The 18,957-nt window shown below is 47.5% G+C and carries 19 protein-coding genes, 1 other RNA gene and 2 pseudogenes; 7 read left to right on the top strand and 15 right to left on the bottom strand.

All coding sequences use genetic code 11. The features are described from left to right. Positions 1-5: 5 nt before the first annotated feature. The 6 genes and pseudogenes from GEAM_RS14210 to GEAM_RS22410 all read right to left on the bottom strand — a co-directional run. A complete protein-coding gene (locus GEAM_RS14210) occupies positions 6-710 on the bottom strand; it encodes a GNAT family N-acetyltransferase (RefSeq protein WP_034792597.1) in 705 nt (234 codons plus the stop codon). Between the two features lie 166 nt (positions 711-876). Further along, a complete protein-coding gene (locus GEAM_RS14205) occupies positions 877-1,665 on the bottom strand; it encodes an ABC transporter substrate-binding protein (RefSeq protein WP_034792595.1) in 789 nt (262 codons plus the stop codon). Positions 1,666-1,834: 169 nt separating this feature from the next. Further along, the gene (locus GEAM_RS14200; protein WP_244956666.1) at positions 1,835-2,320 is read right to left on the bottom strand and encodes a hypothetical protein; all 486 of its coding nucleotides are present in this window, start codon (positions 2,318-2,320) and stop codon (positions 1,835-1,837) included. Positions 2,321-2,339: 19 nt separating this feature from the next. Beyond that, complete coding sequence (locus GEAM_RS14195) at positions 2,340-2,573, bottom strand: hypothetical protein (RefSeq protein WP_034792733.1); 234 nt, start codon at positions 2,571-2,573, stop codon at positions 2,340-2,342. Positions 2,574-3,412: 839 nt separating this feature from the next. Then, the gene (locus GEAM_RS14190) at positions 3,413-4,780 is read right to left on the bottom strand and encodes a hypothetical protein (protein WP_034792593.1); all 1,368 of its coding nucleotides are present in this window, start codon (positions 4,778-4,780) and stop codon (positions 3,413-3,415) included. Positions 4,781-5,365: 585 nt separating this feature from the next. After that, positions 5,366-5,650 (bottom strand): annotated as a pseudogene (locus GEAM_RS22410) (winged helix-turn-helix domain-containing protein); the annotation flags it as partial. Between the two features lie 66 nt (positions 5,651-5,716). Here GEAM_RS22410 and GEAM_RS14185 point away from each other — a divergent pair. Together GEAM_RS14185 and GEAM_RS22800 are read left to right on the top strand one after the other, a co-directional pair. Continuing rightward, positions 5,717-6,034 carry a hypothetical protein gene (locus GEAM_RS14185; RefSeq protein ID WP_051899528.1) on the top strand — a complete coding sequence of 106 codons (318 nt, stop codon included), beginning with the start codon at positions 5,717-5,719 and terminating at the stop codon, positions 6,032-6,034. After that, positions 6,034-6,192, top strand: coding sequence for an ogr/Delta-like zinc finger family protein (locus tag GEAM_RS22800; protein ID WP_244956665.1), 159 nt, complete (start codon positions 6,034-6,036; stop codon positions 6,190-6,192). The genes GEAM_RS14185 and GEAM_RS22800 overlap by 1 nt, the downstream gene beginning before the upstream one ends. A gap of 500 nt (positions 6,193-6,692) precedes the next feature. Here GEAM_RS22800 and GEAM_RS14180 read toward each other — a convergent pair whose 3' ends face one another. The 4 genes and pseudogenes from GEAM_RS14180 to smpB form a co-directional block, all read right to left on the bottom strand. Continuing rightward, complete coding sequence (locus tag GEAM_RS14180) at positions 6,693-8,051, bottom strand: SIR2 family protein (protein WP_034792591.1); 1,359 nt, start codon at positions 8,049-8,051, stop codon at positions 6,693-6,695. Between the two features lie 28 nt (positions 8,052-8,079). Beyond that, positions 8,080-9,304 (bottom strand): annotated as a pseudogene (locus GEAM_RS14175) (integrase domain-containing protein). A 165-nt stretch (positions 9,305-9,469) separates the two neighbouring features. After that, positions 9,470-9,833: a transfer-messenger RNA gene (gene ssrA, locus GEAM_RS22795) on the bottom strand. Between the two features lie 49 nt (positions 9,834-9,882). Next, positions 9,883-10,365 carry an SsrA-binding protein SmpB gene (gene smpB, locus GEAM_RS14170; protein ID WP_034792587.1) on the bottom strand — a complete coding sequence of 161 codons (483 nt, stop codon included), beginning with the start codon at positions 10,363-10,365 and terminating at the stop codon, positions 9,883-9,885. Between the two features lie 157 nt (positions 10,366-10,522). Here smpB and GEAM_RS14165 point away from each other — a divergent pair, with 157 nt between their 5' ends. After that, complete coding sequence (locus tag GEAM_RS14165) at positions 10,523-10,957, top strand: type II toxin-antitoxin system RatA family toxin (RefSeq protein WP_034792585.1); 435 nt, start codon at positions 10,523-10,525, stop codon at positions 10,955-10,957. Beyond that, positions 10,950-11,234: an RnfH family protein gene (locus tag GEAM_RS14160; RefSeq protein WP_034792582.1), complete on the top strand. Its 285-nt coding sequence runs from the start codon at positions 10,950-10,952 to the stop codon at positions 11,232-11,234. Before GEAM_RS14165 ends, GEAM_RS14160 begins: the two co-directional genes overlap by 8 nt. 73 nt (positions 11,235-11,307) lie before the next feature. On the opposite strand, the gene bamE is transcribed toward GEAM_RS14160, so the two are convergent. The 3 genes from bamE to nadK all read right to left on the bottom strand — a co-directional run bounded on the left by bamE (position 11,308) and on the right by nadK (position 14,414). Beyond that, the gene (gene bamE / locus GEAM_RS14155; protein WP_034792579.1) at positions 11,308-11,652 is read right to left on the bottom strand and encodes an outer membrane protein assembly factor BamE; all 345 of its coding nucleotides are present in this window, start codon (positions 11,650-11,652) and stop codon (positions 11,308-11,310) included. Between the two features lie 112 nt (positions 11,653-11,764). Next, the gene (recN, locus tag GEAM_RS14150; RefSeq protein WP_034792576.1) at positions 11,765-13,426 is read right to left on the bottom strand and encodes a DNA repair protein RecN; all 1,662 of its coding nucleotides are present in this window, start codon (positions 13,424-13,426) and stop codon (positions 11,765-11,767) included. A gap of 109 nt (positions 13,427-13,535) precedes the next feature. Then, a complete protein-coding gene (gene nadK / locus GEAM_RS14145) occupies positions 13,536-14,414 on the bottom strand; it encodes an NAD(+) kinase (RefSeq protein ID WP_034792574.1) in 879 nt (292 codons plus the stop codon). Positions 14,415-14,549: 135 nt separating this feature from the next. Between nadK and grpE the strand changes: the two genes are divergently transcribed. Further along, positions 14,550-15,137, top strand: a complete 588-nt coding sequence (gene grpE / locus GEAM_RS14140) for a nucleotide exchange factor GrpE (RefSeq protein ID WP_034792571.1) — start codon at positions 14,550-14,552, stop codon at positions 15,135-15,137. Between the two features lie 62 nt (positions 15,138-15,199). Here grpE and ung read toward each other — a convergent pair whose 3' ends face one another. Then, complete coding sequence (gene ung / locus GEAM_RS14135) at positions 15,200-15,880, bottom strand: uracil-DNA glycosylase (RefSeq protein ID WP_034792568.1); 681 nt, start codon at positions 15,878-15,880, stop codon at positions 15,200-15,202. Positions 15,881-16,219: 339 nt separating this feature from the next. On the opposite strand from ung, the gene grcA reads away from it, so the two are divergent. Further along, positions 16,220-16,603 (top strand): autonomous glycyl radical cofactor GrcA, encoded by a 384-nt coding sequence (gene grcA, locus GEAM_RS14130; protein ID WP_034792566.1) that lies wholly within the window; start codon positions 16,220-16,222, stop codon positions 16,601-16,603. Between the two features lie 82 nt (positions 16,604-16,685). Here the strand turns inward: grcA and srmB are convergent, their stop codons facing one another. Next, positions 16,686-18,017, bottom strand: a complete 1,332-nt coding sequence (gene srmB / locus GEAM_RS14125) for an ATP-dependent RNA helicase SrmB (RefSeq protein WP_034792563.1) — start codon at positions 18,015-18,017, stop codon at positions 16,686-16,688. A gap of 159 nt (positions 18,018-18,176) precedes the next feature. On the opposite strand from srmB, the gene trmN reads away from it, so the two are divergent. Continuing rightward, positions 18,177-18,920, top strand: coding sequence for a tRNA(1)(Val) (adenine(37)-N(6))-methyltransferase TrmN (gene trmN / locus GEAM_RS14120; protein ID WP_419471246.1), 744 nt, complete (start codon positions 18,177-18,179; stop codon positions 18,918-18,920). Positions 18,921-18,957: the final 37 nt, after the last annotated feature.

Genomic DNA, 18,957 nt, shown 5'->3' with positions numbered 1-18,957 from the left:
ACCGGCTATTTTCTGAAGGCTTCTAAACGCTGTTTCTGCTGGCCGTCGGCATCGTAGTTGTCGGCGCTCAGCCACTGCTCCAATTCTGCCTTACGCTCTGGCCATTCGCTGTCCAACATCGAGAACCACTGGGTGTCGCGGTTGCGGCCTTTAGTGACAATTGCCTGGCGGAATGTCCCTTCGTACTGGAATCCAAATCGCTTAGCGGCGGCGCTGGATGGCGCGTTCAGGCTGTGGCATTTCCACTCGCAGCGGCGATAGTTCAGGCCGTCAAACACGTATTTCAGCAGCAGATAAATGGCTTCGGTGCTGTGGCTGCTGCGTTTCATCAGCGGCGACCAGTTCACCCAGCCAATCTCAATCACACCGTTGACCGGATCGATGCGCATCAGCGCGACGCTGCCAATGGTGCGCTGCGTGGCGTTATCCACCACGGCGTAAAACAGCGGATCTTTGCTGGCGGCGTTGGCGGCGATATAGGCGTCGCACTCGGCTTGGGTCGCCGGGCGCTCCACGGCGAAATAGGTCCAGTCGCGGCCATCGTCGATGGCATGCCAAGCCTCAAATAGCTCTTTGCTGTGGCGCTCAACGCTCAGCGGCTCTAAATGGCAAAAACGGCCATCCAGTTGAATGCGTTGCGGGAGTTCGCGAGGCTCCCAGCCTGACAGTTCATCGCCGACGGGTTGTCCAAAGTGGTTCAGCTGGGTCATGTCTCATTCCATTTCGTCAGTAAGTAGTAAAACCTGCGTCTATAACAGCAGATGCATGGCTATCCTACAAGCCGCCAGCGAGGTTAAAACTGTTATAACTGACTTATCTGCAACCTGCTGACAGCGCGTTTCATTTCGCTGCCAGCGGGGAGATTAGAGGGAGGGGTTAAGCAGAAGGTTTGTTGTTTTTGAACACGTCGAAGGTGAAGTATTTCTTCTCTAACAGCTTATAAACGCCGTTGGCATGGATCCCGGCCAGCGCCTTGTTGATGATATCCATATGCGCCTGATCGTCTTTGCGCAGTGCAATGGCCGCGCCTTCGCCGAGGTACTGCGGGTCTAATACCGTTTTACCCACAAAAGCAAAATCAGCTCCGGCCTTGGTTTTCAAAAAGCCGGTTTCTGCCGCCGCGGCGTTGGTAAAGGTGGCATCAATGCGGCCGGATTCTAAATCCAGATTCACTGCGTCCTGATTCTGATAAGAGACCACCTGCACGCCTTTCGACTGCCATACCGCCATGGCGTAGGTTTCCTGCGTGGTGCCCTGAGAGACGCCGATAACTTTGCCTTTTAAGGCTTCGGCGGTGGCATCCAGCGTGCTGCCTTTCTTGGCGACTAATACGCTAGGAATGTTGTACAGCACGTCGGTGAAATTGACCTGCGCTTTGCGTTTTGGCGTGATCGCCATGGCCGACAGCACGGCATCGAACTTCTTGGCATTCAGCGCCGGAATAATGCTGTCATAGGCGGTTTCCACCCATTCGCACTTCACGTTGGCCTGCTTACAGATGGCATTGCCTAAATCGATATCAAAACCCACCAAGGTGCCGTCAGCGGCTTTGGATTCAAAAGGCGGGAATGAAGGATCCACCCCAAACTTAAGCACGGTTTCCGCGTGGCTCATCGCACTAAATGAACCCAGTAACGCCAACACCAATGCACTGTATTTTTTCACGATATTTCCCCTGGATAAGACAACAAGTAGAAAGTAAAACCCACTGATTGAATTTAAAGCAAGTTGTGTGCCGTAACCCAGAAGTATTTATCAGCGCAGTGATTTTAGAGTGATTTGCTTATGGAGATGTGGGTGGTGGAAGGGGCTGGCAGTAGGGGAAGCAATGGTTTCACCGGCTTCCGTCAGCCCTCGCTGGGGCAGGGTTTGCAGAGATATCGATATACTTTCTTAAGCCGATTGGACGCTTTACGCCGCGAGGATCAGAGAAGGGCAGTTTAATCATCGGCGATTCAGAGACTCGCACTGTCCAATTTGTATCACCAATAAAACGGAAGCTCGCCGAGTTGGAGGAGACGGTTAAACCTTCAAAATACCCCGAGGTATAAGCACCTCCGATAACCACTTTTTCAAGTACGCCATGAGAGCAGTCAATCAGCAAAATGGTCAATGCTTCTTCAAAGACAATGTCGTCAGTCACAAACAACAGATAATGGCCTTCATCAACTTTTATTGCGGCTTCAAGTACTTTGCCGGGAATGATTACTCCTGTTGCACGGTTTTCAATTAAAACCTCAGACCGAGCGCGAGCGGTATCCGTAGCTTCGCTTACTTCCACTAATGATAGTGTAGTGACTTGTTCCATTTTCATTTCCATCTATCTCCATTATCAGATTTCAGGTCTCTTGAGCCTCCAGTGCTGCTTTTTCCCAACTGATAATGCCAATATTTGCCTTACCACTGAGGTCAGAGGCTATTTCTTTAATGCGTTGAGAGTACTCAAGGCGTAGTGGGGGATCTACTGATAATGTAGTCGCTGCGGCAGACACATCACCTTGTAACGCATTGACTGCACTCTCAAATTTAGCTTTGTCATCGGAGTCTAGCGAGCTTAGTAAAGCAGTATCCATTTCAAGTCCCTTTAAGATGAGCCGTGTTTTAAATATAAAAGCATGTTTATGAAAAGTGAAATGGGCTTCAAGAGGGATCAGATACGGAAATGTTAGATTTTTTATTAAGCTTTTGATTTGAAATTTATTTATTTCCGATAGATGTGCGCCTCTAGTCGTAAAAAATACCGCGTACAATTAACTATGGTTAGAGTGGCTTAAGTTTTTTAGCGGTAATGTCTTAAACTGGTCATAACTGGGCTGGGGGAAGTTGAGGTAATTCCCTAACTTACTGTTTTAAAATGTTAATTATGAATTCAGATTTGTGGCGTATACCTAAAAGTATACCAATGCTGATTTTGAGAGGGATTCTCTGTTAAGGCCACTTGAATTCCGAAATCTAACCTATAAAAAATGTGATCTGTCTGTTGGTTATTTATTATAATTTTATAAATGCCAACTTTAAGAGTTCCATAAAACACAATTTACCGGCATTCTTTGCTTTGTAACCATCAATGATGATGTAAATTCCCGGCACTTAATAGGTATACCATCTTGCCGTAGTTCCTATCTGGCCTACAGTAGGTGTTCTGTTGCAACTTTACCAATCAGTATTGAGCTAAACTGGGTGCGGTGAATTTAATTCGTAAATGACGACTGGTCGTCTGCTGAGAGATAGAAGCTGCCAAGTCGATACTGTGTTCAAAGATTATCGAGTTAATATGAGTACAAGTGATTGATATGAATTGGCGAACAGGTCAATAGATGTGACGACAGTCTGGGCGTTAGGTTATATTAGTTTAATTGTATTATCCATATGCCCAGACTAATTATGTGTTAGAGTATGTTATTCTTACTTGTTAAACCTCACCGGTATCTTCTTCCAAATTATCATCTATTCTATCTATTGGAAGGCAGTCATAGATTGAGAAATCAAATCCATCTGGAAATCTACTCTTTGCTGCTTTTAAGATTCTTACTGAGTCATTACCATCCCTAGAACGATTTCTCCAGTAACATTGATTGTTATTATTTGTCCCAACAAGAAGAACTTCCAGTTGCTCCTTTGTATAATCTTTAAGGTTATTATCTATATATCTGTCGAAATATAGGTCTGCACGTGAAAAATCAACGCTGCTTATAAAACATGCAATACCAAAATCATGATACTCTGACTCGCAGCCTCGTTCAAAGCATACAGATTTAAATTTATCTAAATGCTTTTCGTTTAGATAGTCTTGGCCTGATCCATATTTTTTATAATACGTTTCGGATATCCTCTTTGTTACACGTTTCACATGTTCTTCTGGCGATTCAGAAATAAAAAAAGCGATACCGAAATATGAGAGATGATCTTTTAGGATTGGCTTTATTAATTCTTTCGCGAAGTCATCCAAAGCATCATAAATTTCCTTTTCCATTGAAATGAATTCAATTAGTGCTTTAATAGCATCCTGATCTCTTGATATATTAGAGTAATAGGATGCGTCTCCTTTAACCGATTCCACCATAAGCTGTCTTGCTTTTGAAAATATTAGCTTCATGGCTCTAATGTTAATCTCTCTATTTTCAACTGGTTTTGCATCCTCAGATCTGAATGAAAATTTCCATAATCCTTTAAATAATTTAACTAAAACGTCTTTGTTTAGAGATTTTAAATATTTTGATTCCAAGTATTTATTGAGGGCATTATCAGAAGGAAATAAATCCTTTACATTTTCAAGGTCTGATACAAAAGTGGACAGTATTGCCTGAGACATAAATGGTGGTTTGCTTAGTACAACCTCAATGCTATTTCGAATATCACTTCTGATCATTTCCTGTGTTGGTTCGAACAAAATGTCGTCATCACTAATTACAGGGTGAGCAGATAAATGTCGGTGAGACTGTATGAGCAGGACTTTATGATTGGAAGCTGTATCCAATAGTTGAGTCCTCTCAAAAACTTTCTTAATGAGTTCATTTTCCCATTTAGGTGAGTATGGTTCGTTTTTTTGCAATGCTTCGATTTCAATTATTATCTTTTCAGCAACTTTATCATTATGAATGTCTCGCAACTCTTGGAGTTTAAAAATTATATCACATACGACTACTGACCAGAGCATTACCGTTGAGGAACGGTAGCAATCATTAGCATAACTCTTATAGACCTCCTCAAAATATTTCCTAGTCCTTCGATCATAAATTTTGCTTTTCTGCGATTCTAATGAAAAAATTTTGGCATCCATATACTCTTCCTGAAGTATAATGCAATCTAACTGCATGACCCTTAAATAATTATAAAGTAGAGCCATAACGAATAAAGATTGCTATGGTTAACATTGAAAATACATCCTTAACGCTTTCGGAACTCCCACGAAAATATATTAACGATCACGTACACCTATTTCAATCGATTGTTTTAATATCTCTGTGAATTTAATCACTTTTTAATGAATTATATTGATGGTTTATGCTGAAAAAGAGGATGTTTAAGTAACTGCGAATGTCTGTTTCTGGCACATATCCGACTCTAAAGTTGGATTTCATTCACATCATCGCAAAGATTATCCTTTCGAGGCCCAATGGCCCTTTTTGTCACAGTAGATCAAAATAACTTAACCGTGAAAATGCCCGATAGTTATAAAATTCAGCGTAATAAAAGATTTATGGATAAAACTGATCACACTGTGCACCTTTACATTCTTTGTTTTTAATTTCATGTGGTTAGGTGGTAATGGCTTTATTCGAAATTATCCACAACTCATCACTTTAAAGTGACCAGTCGCCATTTTGCACATAAAAGACCGGCCTAAGCCGGTTCATATGAGTAGTTATAAAGTTTCGCACTTCGGCAACCAATCCGCCTCACTGTCATCGTTTAAGGTGAGGTTGGTCTGCATTCCCTGATTAGTTTTTCGCTTTAAGAATTCAATCTCATACTCTCTTAATGTTTGCGGTACTGCCTGACCAAAAGCCGTCAGGCTCATAGGCCGCTGATGCCCCCGCGCCCCCATAAATGACAGGTACGCGTCATAGAGATACTTTCTAGGGTCAGCCGAAATAATGTTGGCGTTGCCAATATAAAGGCCGTTTGGCGTGCTGACAGCAAGCAGGTGCCGTTCTGCTTGCTGCACATAGAACGGCCATGACAGCATGTTGCAGAATATACCATCGATAATGCTGTGGATGAATTCACTAAAATCATTCTAAATACAGATGTTATTAATGCCTGTGTAGTGGCTGCACGTGCCTATAGCGTATATCAGAGCAACGCGACGGAAATTATCGGAAACCGACTGATGGAAGCACTAGACGAGCGTATCGCTGCAGCTATGGCAATGCAGCTCGTCGAAAATCCAGTATTAAAAGAAATAGAGCTAATACGGCCTAAAGCTACAGGCGTATTAATGGAGCTGCAAAATAGCCCATTATGTCGGACGCAGGCTGAAACAGAGCTTGCCGAAAAACACCTTCGTTTTCAGCAACGAGAAAGTAAATAATGCGTTGCCCGTTGTGTACTCATGTCTCTTATATTCGAACGAGTCGTTATGTTACTGATCAGACGAAAGAAGCTTATTATCAATACACCAATCTCGATTGCTCATGTTCCTTTAAAACGATTGAGAGCATAAGCAAGGTAATAAGCAGAAAGGGCTGAATTAGCTGAGAATTATATTTCGGCTACCTACTAAAACTATATGATTAGCCGCTTTCAATTAAGGCGGCTTTTTCACGACATATCCACAAAGCCCACGTTCCAGAAGCCCCTTTCTCTGGTTAGCCGTCTTTAAAGACCTGTGCATGCATAGGGCGCATGGATTTGCATGCAATCAGGAGTGCTCAAAATGGCTTAAAACCCTTGCTACCCTGGCTTTTAGAGACTTTACTTTATGCATTAAAACCAGTGAGCTAAGTCAGCAGCGGGCAGGCGGGTAGAATTGCGCGCGCAGAGGTTTGAGCGACTTTTCGTTTAGTGCGTCAATGCTTCGGTGAGGCGTCTATTTATTGCGATTTAACTCAGCAGGATGCTGGCGCTATCACGCCGCAAACAGGTTGCTGCGGGTGCTTCTTTTTAATGCATGAGTGGGGAGTTGGTTACTATGTTTAAAAGCCGCCATAATGGCGGCGATGGTTGGCAACGATACATATAGCAAATTATTACGGAGCTTTTATTCCTAATTCAAACTCTTCTCCATCTTTTACCTTCTCAAGAAGTTCACGTAGATAGTTTGAATATCTATGAGATTGAATTTCCTCTCCGTTCATAATTGCGTAGTGATATTTATTATCAAAGGTCTTTATGTCTACTCCCGTGATGTTTTTAACTATTTCTAAAAGTTTGTTTGCATCATGCCAACCTTTGAAACCAAGTGCTTGCCCCAGTGATGTTAACGTGAAAGGATAGCTGGCATTAAATGCCATCCCATCAGAGGAGGTAGCTATACCATATAGTTTTGCAAGCTCACCCTCTGATTCTGTAATGTTTGATAAAACTCGATAGTCAACTTGCACGGGGTTTCTAGGAATGTCTGTTCTTACAAGGTCGTAGGTACGGGCTAATAACGCACGTAGTAATTTTGGATTTATATTGTCAAGTGCCCTGTTGGCTCCAAATGCTGAAAAAACCCATGAGAAATTAGTGGCAACTATACTTTTTATCCTGATGCTCTTGTTTGCTGATACTTGAATTAACCGCTCTCTGCGTGGGTATTCGTTCTCATTTTGTCTATCGGTCCATTCTAATATGTATATGTTAGGTATTACATCTCCATTCTCGGAAAGGAGTTCATCAATATCAGATAAAATGTTTTTTATGTTCGCGTCTTCAGCACTGTAACCTATAAATAAAAGTGGGTGCTCAGCGAAGAATGTTAACAATTTTGCACTGAGGTATTTCTTTTTCTTTATAAAATCATCGTAGTCATCGCGATTTATTACTATGCTTTCAGGTGATGAACAGCAACCGTGTATTTTTAGTATCTCACCAATACTGCCGTGATTGGCATATAGAATTTTTTGTCCTATTATTGGTGTGAATTCAGGGTATATTGATTCTAACAACCCATCATAGTTTGTTGTGATGATTGAATGAGGATGTACTTTCCTTAAAAGCTCAACCTCATCATTATCTACAATTTGCTTTTCTTGGATTAGTGAATTAAAAATATTTGATATTTTGTGTTTGAAGTAAATGCTTGGGTCATTGCCTTCTTCAAATAAAGTAGGTGGGAATTCACTTTCGCCCTCACTCCATGCCCACTCGTTATAAGCATCAGAGAAAATAGTGCCAATATCAATAAGCTCAGGGTATTTTTGTTTGTAATAGGCAAATTTTTTATCTATGTTAGGGCATTCAGCCGCAAGTTGTTGTAGCAATTCTTCCCAGTTCGGGCCGGCGAGGTATCTTTTTGTTAAACCCGAGCCAACGAAAAGTATAGGCTGACATCCCATGCCCTCAAGGCAAGTTTTTATATCATCGCTGACGTCTTCAATGTATTGATGGTAATTATTTGGCATCCAAGACTCCTTTGCTGTGCAATAATTATTAAATCGTCTTTATGAGCTGGTGATGGTTATAGTTATAGGTGAAACTCCCCCACCATTTCATCAAGTCTATACGCAGTTCAAGATAAGTTGAACGGTTGTATGCTCTGCGAACTTCATTTTTATCACTATGTGCCAATGCGGCTTCAATTACATCTGCATTAAATCTGGCCTCATTCATTGCAGTGCAGGCAATAGAACGTAGGCCATGAGCAACCAGCTTTCCCCCATACCCGATACGTTTCAATGGTGCATTCGCAGTTTGGTTATTGATCGGCTTGCGCGGGTCATTCCGGCTAGGAAATACATACTAACGATTACCGCTGATTGGGCGCATGATTTCTAGCAGCTCTAAAGCTTGTTCTGACAAGGGTACGATATGCTCGCGTTTTGCTTTCATCCGTTCTGCTGGAATACACCATTGTTTATTTTCGATATCAATCTCGGCCCAAGCTGTTGCAGAAGCTTCGGCGGGACGTATGAGCGTCAGTAACTGCCATTTAAGCAGATAGCGGGTTGGTATAGATAAGTTGCTCATAGAAATGGTGCGCATCAACTTGGGCAGCTCTTCGGGCCGTATGGTCGGCATATGCTGCTTCTTAGGTCGTGAAAGCATTACCAATACCTAAGGCCGGGTTTGCGTCAATTAGCCCGACATTAACCGCGTAAATCATTATCTCGTTTATGCGTTGTACTAACCGCCTGACCGTCTCTAACGCTCCACGTGCTTTGATTGGCTCTAACACTTGAATCAGGGTTCATGCTTTCAGCTCTTGAACAGGAACATTTTCGATACTGGGTAAGATATCCTTTTCGATAGAACGCCAGATATCTTTCGCGTGATCTGCGCTAACGTAACTTTGTTTCAACTCGAACCATTTACGCGCCACGTTAACAAATATGCTTTCCTGAGCAATCTGGAGCTTCTCAGCCTCTTCATCGGCCCTTACCTGCGGATCTATCCCACAGACTAGCATCGCTAACTTCTCCGCGCGAATTTCTCTGGCATCTGCAAGGGAGAGGGCAGGGTAAGCGCCGAGGCTTATCATGGTTCATTTGTTAATGTTGGGCAGTTGGTAGCGGAAACGCCAAATTTTCTTGCTGGTGGTTTTCACCAACAAAAGAGTCCGTCACCGCCGCGAGGGTTAGGTCTTTGTCGAGGGCTTTAGCTTTTGTACTTTGGTGTGGGTGTGGGTGTGGGTGAGGGTGCGTGTAGTCCGCGCCATGCAAGGATATTCACTTGATTGGTATACGTTTGTTGGTATAACAAGAGGTGATGGCTTCAGTCGGATCTTCTCGGACTTCTACAGACACAAAAAAGCCGCAAACCCTTTCAGGTTGCGGCTTTCTTTGCGGTAACGGCCTTATCTGGTGATAACCGAAACCTTGTTTGGTGGAGCTGGGGGGATTTGAACCCCCGTCCGAAATTACTACACCGTCGGCACTACATGCTTAGTCTAGTCTTTACATTCGCCGGTTAGCTGCGGACAGACACGCCACTAACAAACTATCCTGATTGGGTTTAACGCTTTCACCCCAGGCAAGGTGTCCACGCGATCTCTTTTAGGTTTGACCTCTCTTGATCCCCGTCCTAAGAGCGGAGGCTAGGGAGAGAGGGCTCTAAGCAGGGTATTAAGCTGCTAGTGCGTAGTTTTCGTCGTTTGCGACTATTTTTTTGCGGCTTTTTACGAGGCCAACCGCCCCTCGGCATGCTCCTTGGGCTTCGCAAATCCCGTCGAATCCAGAATCAGCCCCAAGTACTGTCGTGCAGTATATCAGAAAAACTGCATGCTAAGCCAGTAGCTTAGCGATTTGCGTGCTTCATGATACGTGCTTTGTCTAACTTCCATTCGCGATCTTTGATGTCATCGCGCTTGTCGTGCTCTTTCTTACCTTTCGCCAGACCGATTTTGACTTTCGACCAGGCATTTTTCCAGTACAGGGAGAGTGCGACAACAGTGTAGCCGTCGCGACTGACCTTGCCGAAAAGCGTTTCTAACTCGCGCTTGTTGAGCAGGAGTTTACGCGTACGCGTAGGGTCACAAACGATGTGACTCGACGCCACATTGAGAGGTTGAATAGTTGCGCCAAACAAAAAGGCTTCACCGTCGCGGAATGTGACATAGCTGTCAGAGATGTTTGCTTTACCAGCACGCATCGATTTGACTTCCCATCCCTGCAAAGCAAGCCCCGCTTCGATTTCATCTTCGATGAAATATTCATGGCGAGCGCGTTTGTTCATCGCGATAGTCGCGGAACCGGGTTTATGTGCTTTTTTCTTTGTCATAGTGTCACTTATTATACTGTAAGCATTGGGGAATGAAATCCCCACGGGGTAACAGCCTGCGTTTTTTGGCCTTTGTTGCTTTCGCTCCGAGGTAGTTTTTTGTCTCGAGGTCGATAAATGGTATGATTTGTACGATTTATGATACTTGGAAAATGATATGCCACAGATAAGTCGTTCTGCGCTCGTGCCGTTCAGCGTAGAACAGATGTACACCTTAGTGAATGATGTTGATGCCTATCCTCAATTTCTGCCGGGGTGTACGGGTAGCCGAATTATTGAGCAAGGCCCAGATTCCATGACCGCCGCGGTTGATGTTTCTAAGGCGGGGATCAGTAAAACCTTCACGACGCGCAATACGCTGTTCAGCAATAAGCGCATCGATATGCAATTGGTTGATGGCCCTTTCCGCAAGCTGATGGGCGGTTGGAATTTCACCGCGCTGAGCCCTGAAGCCTGCAAGGTCGAGCTCAATCTTGATTTCGAGTTCACCAACAAATTGATTGAACTGGCGTTTGGTAAAATATTTAAAGAGCTAGCCGGCAGTATGGTTCAGGCTTTCACCCAGCGCGCGAAAGAGGTCTACAGTGTCTGAGATCCGCGTTGAGGTGGTTTATGCGTTACCTGAACGGCAGTATCTGCGTACTGTGAAGCTGGAAGAAGGCAGCACGGTTGAACAAGCGATCGTTGCCTCGGGTTTATTGGAGCTGAGGAAGGATATCGACCTCAAGAGCAATAAAGTCGGCGTGTACAGCCGCCCCGTGAAGCTGGCGGACACTATCTCCGACGGCGACCGAATTGAAATTTACCGGCCGCTGATCGCTGACCCAAAAGAGCTTAGACGTCAGCGAGCAGAAAAGTCTAAAAAATAAGGCGCCTTGAGCGCCTTATTTTTTTACCCTGAGGATGGATTCTGGCTGCTGCCAGCAAGCATCAGGAGGGAGATTAATTCTTGTCGCTTAACGCAGGTTTGTTATCAACGTTAGTCAGCGTTCCCGCACTGTTAAAGGTCAGCGTCAAGGTTTGTTGCTTCACGCCTTCATGACCAGGCTGCTGGCGGAAAACGTAGTACCAAGTGTCATTACCGAACGGGTCGTCCAGCATTGGGGTACCAAGGACATAAGCCACTTGTTGCTTGGTCATGCCAGTATGAATCTTTTGAACATCAGCAGGAGCCAAGTAGTTCCCCTGATTGATGTCAGGCCGATAAACCACCTTTTCCAGTGTGGAACAGCCCGCAGTCAGCATTACAAGAGTTACTGCGGCGGCAGTTAGCGTTTTACAGCGCATAGTCGTTACATTCCTTTAGGGCATAAGATGCCGATGATAATAGACCTTTCATCAGTTTGAAACCTTTGCAGGGCACCTGTATGACCGCAGAATCGTAAAAAAGTTGAGCTTTTTAAGCTGCGAGCAGTTCTTTGGCGTTAGCAAGGGTGTTTCTGGTGACTTCGCTACCCCCCAGTAGACGCGCCAGTTCCTGCAATCTGGCTTTTTTATCCAGACGATTCATTTGGGTTTCAGTGGCTTCCCCGTCGGTATCTTTGCTCACAAAATAATGTTGATGACCACAACCGGCAACCTGCGGTAAGTGGGTCACACACATCACCTGCGTGGATTCACCCAACTGACGCAACAGTCTGCCGACGATAGCGGCGGTCGGGCCGCTGATACCCACGTCCACTTCATCGAAAATCAGCGCCGGGGTTTCCATTTTCTGAGCAGTGATCACCTGAATTGCTAAGGCAATACGCGACAGCTCACCGCCGGAGGCCACTTTCGCCAGAGCCTGTAATGGCTGGCCGGGGTTGGTGGTGACTTGGAATTCCAGACGATCCGCACCTTCTTGGCTTAAATGCTCAGGAACAAACTGTACTTGAATCTTAAACTTGCCGTGTGGCATCGACAGGCTCTGCATGCTGTCGGTGATCAGGCGAGTCAGCTCGTCAGCATAGAACTGGCGCTTATCATGCAGCTGCTGGGCGATGCTCAGCGCTTGCTGATAGTGCAGGTTCACGGCTTCGCTCAGCTCGGCCTGATTGGTTTCGTGGTCGTCGAGCATCTGCTGCTCGTCTAAAAGCTGGCGGTGCAGGGTTGGCAGCTCTTCGGCAGAAACGTGATGCTTTTTCGCCAGACTCAGCTGGCGAGAGAGTCTCTGCTCTAGTTCAAACAGGCGATTCGGGTCGATTTCCATCCGTTCGCTATAGTGGCGCAGCTCGTCACTGGCTTCGCTGATTTGGATAGAGGCGTCGTCCAGCATCACGATCAGCTCATTGATTTTGCTGTCGATTTCAGCCAATTCGGTCAGCTGGCTTTTGGCGCTATACAGCAGGCTAACCACGTTTTGGTCGTCGCCGTCGGCCAGCAGATAGAGCGCGTTTTGGCTCAATGACATCACCTGCCCGCTATTAGCCAGCAACTTGTACTCTTCGTCGATCTGTTCGTATTCGCCGGCCTGCGGGGCGAACTCGTTCAGCTCTTTCAATTGGTACTGCAGCAGTTGCCGACGCGCCTCGCGCTCGGTGACTTGCTGCTGATACTGCGCCAGTTGGCGGCAACTTTGGTGCCAGTTCTGGTACGCCTGACGCATCTGCGCCAGCAGCAGAGGCTGGTCTGCATAGGCATCCAGTAGCTGTTTTTGGTGTTCGGGCTTAAGCAGGAGCTGGTGCGCATGCTGGCCGTGGATCTGGATCAGATGCTGGCCAATTTCACGCATTTGGGAAAGCGGGACAGGGGTGCCATTGATAAAGCTGCGAGAGCGGCCGTCAGCGCTGATGGTGCGGCGCAGTAGGCAGTCATTGCCTTCGTCGAGCTGGTTATCGGCAAGCCATTGTTTAGCAGAAGGGGTGTCAGCCAGCGTGAAGCGCGCGCAGATATCGGCACGATTAGCGCCCAGACGCACGGTGCTGCCATCAGCGCGATTGCCGAGACACAAACCTAAGGCGTCGATAGCAATAGATTTACCTGCGCCGGTTTCACCGGTGATTGCCGTCATACCGCTGTGAAAATCGATATCTAACTCACGAACGATGGCAAAGTTACTGATAGTTAATTGCGCCAGCATGATCACCTTCCTGTACAAAACAACAGACCTGTAATTTCATACAGTATAAACTGGTTTTATATACAGTAAAGTCCCTGACGCAATATTTTTTATTTGGCCGCGTTTGCCATCAGAACAATTTCTTCGACCAGCCGAGTTTAGTGCTCAAGGTGTTGAAATAACTGTAATCTTTCGGATGGATCAGATTGAGATGATATTCGCTGCGGCGGATCACCACTTCCTCCCCTTGCTGAATCGGCAGGGCGATTTGGCTGTCACAGCTTATCTCTAAGTCACTGCTGACATTAGAGAATTTCAGGCAGATGGTGCTGCTGCTGTTGATCACCAGTGGTCTGGCCGACAGGGTGTGCGGGAACATCGGTACCAGCGCGATAGCATCCAGCGTAGGAGTTAAAATCGGGCCGCCGCCGGAAAGCGAATAGGCAGTCGAACCCGTCGGCGTCGAGATGATCAGGCCATCGGAGCGCTGGGAGAAGGCGAATTTGTCATCAATATAGACTTCAAATTCAATCATATGTGCGACTTTACCGGGGTGAAGCACCACTTCATTGATGGCGGTGCTGACGCGGCATTGGCGATCTTCGCAGCGAACCAAGGCTTCCAACAGGAAACGCTGCTCGCTGAGATATTCACCTTTTAACACGTCGTCGAGCTGCTGAAGGGCATTGTCGGGGTCAAGATCGGTAAGAAAACCGAGGTTGCCCCGGTTGATACCAATGACTTTGATGTCATAACGCGCCAGCACCCGCGCTGCGCCCAGCATGTTGCCGTCACCCCCCACCACAACGGCTAAATCGGCCTTTTTACCGATATCTGCAAGGCTGCCGGTTTGCGCGCCTTCCAGCTTAAGATCTTGGGCCACCGTGCGTTCCACCACCACTTCATAGCCTTTAGAGACCAACCAGTGATAAAGCATTTCATGGGTGGCGAGTGCTGATGGATGGCGGGGATGGCCAACGATGCCTATGCACTCAAATTTTTTATTCATTGCGGTGGTTATCCTCAATAGGCTTTTGTAACGCCTGCATTATGTCTGAACCTTTAAAAGCAAACCTTGAAACAACGGTTTTGATCCCCATAATAAGCCCAGTAGCAAGATTAATGCTAAAACGCGGAGAGATTCATGAGTAGTAAAGAACATAAGACGCCTAACGAGCAAGTCTCTGATGAGTTAAATCAGGAGCAAGCGCTGCATACGGAAGCGGAAACTGAGGCGGCAGACGTCGTTGATCCGCGCGACGAGCGTATTGCAGAACTGGAAAATCAATTGAAAGAAGCTCAGCAGCGCGAGCGTGACAGCTTGCTGCGTGCTAAAGCGGAAGTGGAAAATATCCGCCGCCGCACCGAGCTTGATATTGAGAAAGCCCATAAATTTGCACTGGAGAAATTCTCCGGTGAGCTGTTGCCGGTTATTGATAACCTGGAACGTGCGCTCGACTTGGCGGATAAATCCAATGCCGATCTGGCTGCTCTGGTCGAAGGTGTTGAATTAACGCTGAAATCACTGCTGGATGCCGTTCGCAAGTTTGGTCTGGAAGTGGTTGGTGACATTCACGTGCCTTTCAACCCTGAATTGCATCAGGCCATGACGCTAATGGAGTCAGAAGATTTGGCGCCTAACCACGTCATGATGGTTATGCAGAAAGGTTACACCCTGAACGGTCGCCTGCTTCGCCCTGCGATGGTTGCGGTGTCAAAAGTCAAGGCATAAGCCTGTCGCTTTTGTGAGAAAGGCATCCTTAGGGATGCCTTTTTTGTTTGCAGAATCAGCAGTTAAGCCGGAAGTTCTGGCATCCAGTTTATCGGCTCCAGCCCCTGTTTCTTCAGCAATTCATTGGTGGCGGAGAAGTGTTTGCAGCCGAGAAAACCGCGATGAGCCGACAGCGGCGAAGGGTGCGGTGCTTTCAGCACGTGGTGGCGCTGGGCATCAATAAAGCTGCCTTTTTTCTGCGCGTGTGAGCCCCAGAGCAGAAATACCACCCCTTGGCGATGCTCATTCAGCGCGGCAATCACTTTGTCGGTGAAGGTTTCCCAGCCTAATTTGGCGTGGGAGTGCGCCTGCCCCCCTTCGACGGTCAGCACGGTGTTGAGCAGCAGCACGCCTTGGTCAGCCCAGCTTTGCAGATAGCCGTGAGAAGGGCGCTCGAAGCCCGGAATGTCAGTCGCCAGCTCTTTGTACATATTGACCAAAGAGGGCGGAGCAGGAATGCCCGGGCGTACGGAGAAGGAGAGGCCGTGTGCCTGATTCGGCCCGTGATAAGGGTCTTGGCCCAAAATCACTACTTTGACATCGGACAGTTCGGTGGAGCGGAAGGCGTTGAACACGTCAGCCTGCGGAGGATAAATCGTTTTTCCCGCCGCGCGTTCGCTGGCGACATACTTCAGGGTATCTAGGAAGTAGGGTTGTTCTTTTTCGGCACCGATGACGTCATGCCATGTCAGGGTCGTGGACATTAACGCGCTCCTTTTCTTTGTAATTTCAATCGCGTTAGCTTACCTGCAAGCGGATTTGAGTGAAACCTTACCCTGTTAGCAAAACGCAAAGATTCGAGTTCGTCAGGCTCAATCAAATTTAATTGATATTTAACAATATTAATTGAAGGGAGGAGCTGGAAAAAATTGATATAAAACATAAATTTGCCGCAGGGCGCCTCACACCCCGAGGTTAAAGTTGATATTTATCAAGGAACGCGGGGTGTTCAACTGTTATACAGGTCATCAGGAGCAAGGTATTGCTGTCATTCCTTGGCGGCAGCTTGTTTACAGTATCGTAGCCATTAATGGAGGCAACACATGATCACCGGTATTCAAATCACTAAAGCCAATAATGAAGCACTGAAAAACTCTTTCTGGCTGCTCGACGACGAGAAAGCAGAAGCGCGCTGCGTATGTGCGAAAGCGGGCTATGAAGAAGATCAGATTGTCGCAATCAGCGAACTGGGCCAAATCGAGTATCGCGAAGTGCCGATGGAGTTCCAGCCAACGGTTCGCGTTGAGGGCGGTCAGCATCTTAACGTTAACGTGATGCGCCGTGAGACTCTGGAAGATGCCGTGAAGCACCCTGAGAAGTACCCACAGCTGACTATTCGGGTTTCAGGCTATGCGGTGCGTTTCAACTCACTGACGCCAGAACAGCAGCGCGACGTGATCACCCGTACTTTCACTGAAAGTCTGTAAGTTTGAGACGTTAAATTGCTGAGATAATAAAAAACCGCCTTAAGTGGCGGTTTTTTTTGGCTTTAGAGCAAGGTCAGAGTGCTTATTTCGCGCTGCCTTTGGTGTCAGCTTCAGCTTTCACGCGGCGTTTACCGACGTTTTTACTGTCGCGGTGGCGCACTTTCACTTTAACTTTTGATTTTGCCTGTGCTTCTTTCTGCTTCTCTTTACGCTTCGCCAGCACCTTCTTCGACGGCTTGCCGGTGGTTTTCTCACTTGGCGCTTTGGTCTTCGGACGCAGCTCATCAATCACGCGCGGCTTCAATGGCTCATTCAGGTAACGGCCAATTTTGCCCAGCAGCAGATGGTCATGCGCTTCAACGAAGGAGATTGCAGTCCCTTTGCGGCCCATACGGCCAGTACGGCCAATACGGTGCAGGTAGGTGTCTGCGGTCAGCGGCAGGTCGAAGTTGAACACGTGGCTGATGTCGTTGATATCCAGACCGCGCGCGGCGATATCGGTGGCAACCAGCACGTTAACGCGGTCTTCAACCATGCGTTTTACTGCTTCAGTACGTTTAACCTGAACCATTTCCCCTTCGAGATAGCAGGAGTTGATCCCTGCTTCACGCAGCCAGGCTACCAGCTCGTGCACGCGCTCGCGTTTACGCACGAAGATCACGGACTTGGTCACATCTTCTTGATTCAGAAGGTGGATCAGCATCTGGGTCTTGTGCGCGACGTCATCGGCGCGGTAGTACCACTGCAAAATCTTTTTGCGTTCGCGGCGAGAAGGATCGGCTTCGATCTCAACTGGCTCGGACAGAATGCGTTCTGCGAATTCGCGAATCGCTTCGCCTTCCAGCGTTGCGGAGAACAGCAACGTCTGTTTGCGCCAGCGCGCTTCGGCGGAAATGGTTTCGATATCTTGCGCGAAGCCCATGTCCAGCATGCGGTCAGCTTCGTCAAGGATCAGCGTTTCAATGGCGCGGCAGTCAAAGTTTTCTTCTTTGATGTATTGCAGCAAGCGGCCCGTGGTGGCGACCACGATGTCCTGATTTTCGCTGAACACTTCGGCGTGGTTCATGTACGCTACGCCGCCAGTGATAGTGGCGATGTCTAAATCAGTGTGCTTGGCGAGTTCGCGTGCCTGTTCAGCAACCTGCATCGCAAGTTCGCGGGTTGGCGTCAGAATAAGAATACGTGGCGGACCAGATTTCTTACGCGGGAAATCCAGCAAATGCTGCAATGCAGGCAGCAAGAACGCTGCTGTTTTGCCGGTGCCGGTAGGAGCCGAACCCAACACATCGCGTCCGTCCATCGCTGGCGGAATGGCCTCTGCCTGAATGACAGTCGGGCGGCTATAGCCTTTTTCGCTCAGGGCGTCTATTAGGCGTTCATCGAGTTCGAGTTCGGAAAAATTGGTTACAGTCATGGTCTACCTCTACTTGGGGCGCCGATTATAGACGTGTTAGGCGCGATCTTCACCTATTTAAGCGGCTAGCGTGGCTTTTCCTTGCCGAATGTTTCCCCTATGCTACGTCAGTTCTGGATATCAGGCCGTCTTGCTGATGGTTTAACGGTGAAAAATGTGGTGAAAGAAGTCAGTGCCAGTCAGCCAATGCGGCGTAATGGATTTACATTCAAACAGTTTTTTGTTGCACACGATCGCTGTGCAATGAAAGTCGGTACCGATGGCGTGCTGCTCGGGGCATGGGCGCCGGTGGCGGGGGCCACTCGCGTGCTGGACATCGGCTCAGGCAGTGGCCTTATCGCGCTGATGCTGGCGCAAAGAACCGATGACGCCGTCATGATTGACGCCGTGGAGCTGGATATTCCCGCAGCCGAACAGGCGGCCGAGAATTTCCAAGGTTCGCCGTGGGCGGCGAGACTTCAGGTTTTCGCGCAAGATATTCATGTCGTTGCCCAATCGCACCCGGCTCATTATGACCTGATCGTCAGCAATCCGCCTTATTTCGAGGCCGCCGTGGCCTGCCGCGATGAGGCGCGCAATACCGCCCGTTATACTGAAACCCTGACTCACGCCGCCTTGCTCGACTGTGCCGATAAGCTTTTGCAGCCCAATGGCAAGTTCTGCGTGGTGCTGCCTTATGACCTTGGATTGCAGCTCGAAGCCAAAGCGCAGCAAGCAGGGTGGTTCACATTCAGCCGCCTCGCCGTGCGCGATCGCCCCGGCAAGCCGCTCAATCGCCTGCTGTTAGTGCTCAGTAAACAACCTACCGAAGCTCGTCTTCAAGAGATGGATTTGCGTGAGCGCGAAGGGGTTTATAGCCCGGAGTTCCGCGCTTTAATCGCTGATTTCTATCTGAATTATTGAGTTAAGGGGCGACCAGTGCGATCCGTCGCACTGGTCG

The sequence above is a fragment of the Ewingella americana ATCC 33852 genome, from assembly GCF_000735345.1.
GTDB lineage: Bacteria > Pseudomonadota > Gammaproteobacteria > Enterobacterales > Enterobacteriaceae > Ewingella > Ewingella americana.
Note: the sequence above shows the minus strand (reverse complement) of the source record. Positions and strands in the feature narration are given on the sequence as shown.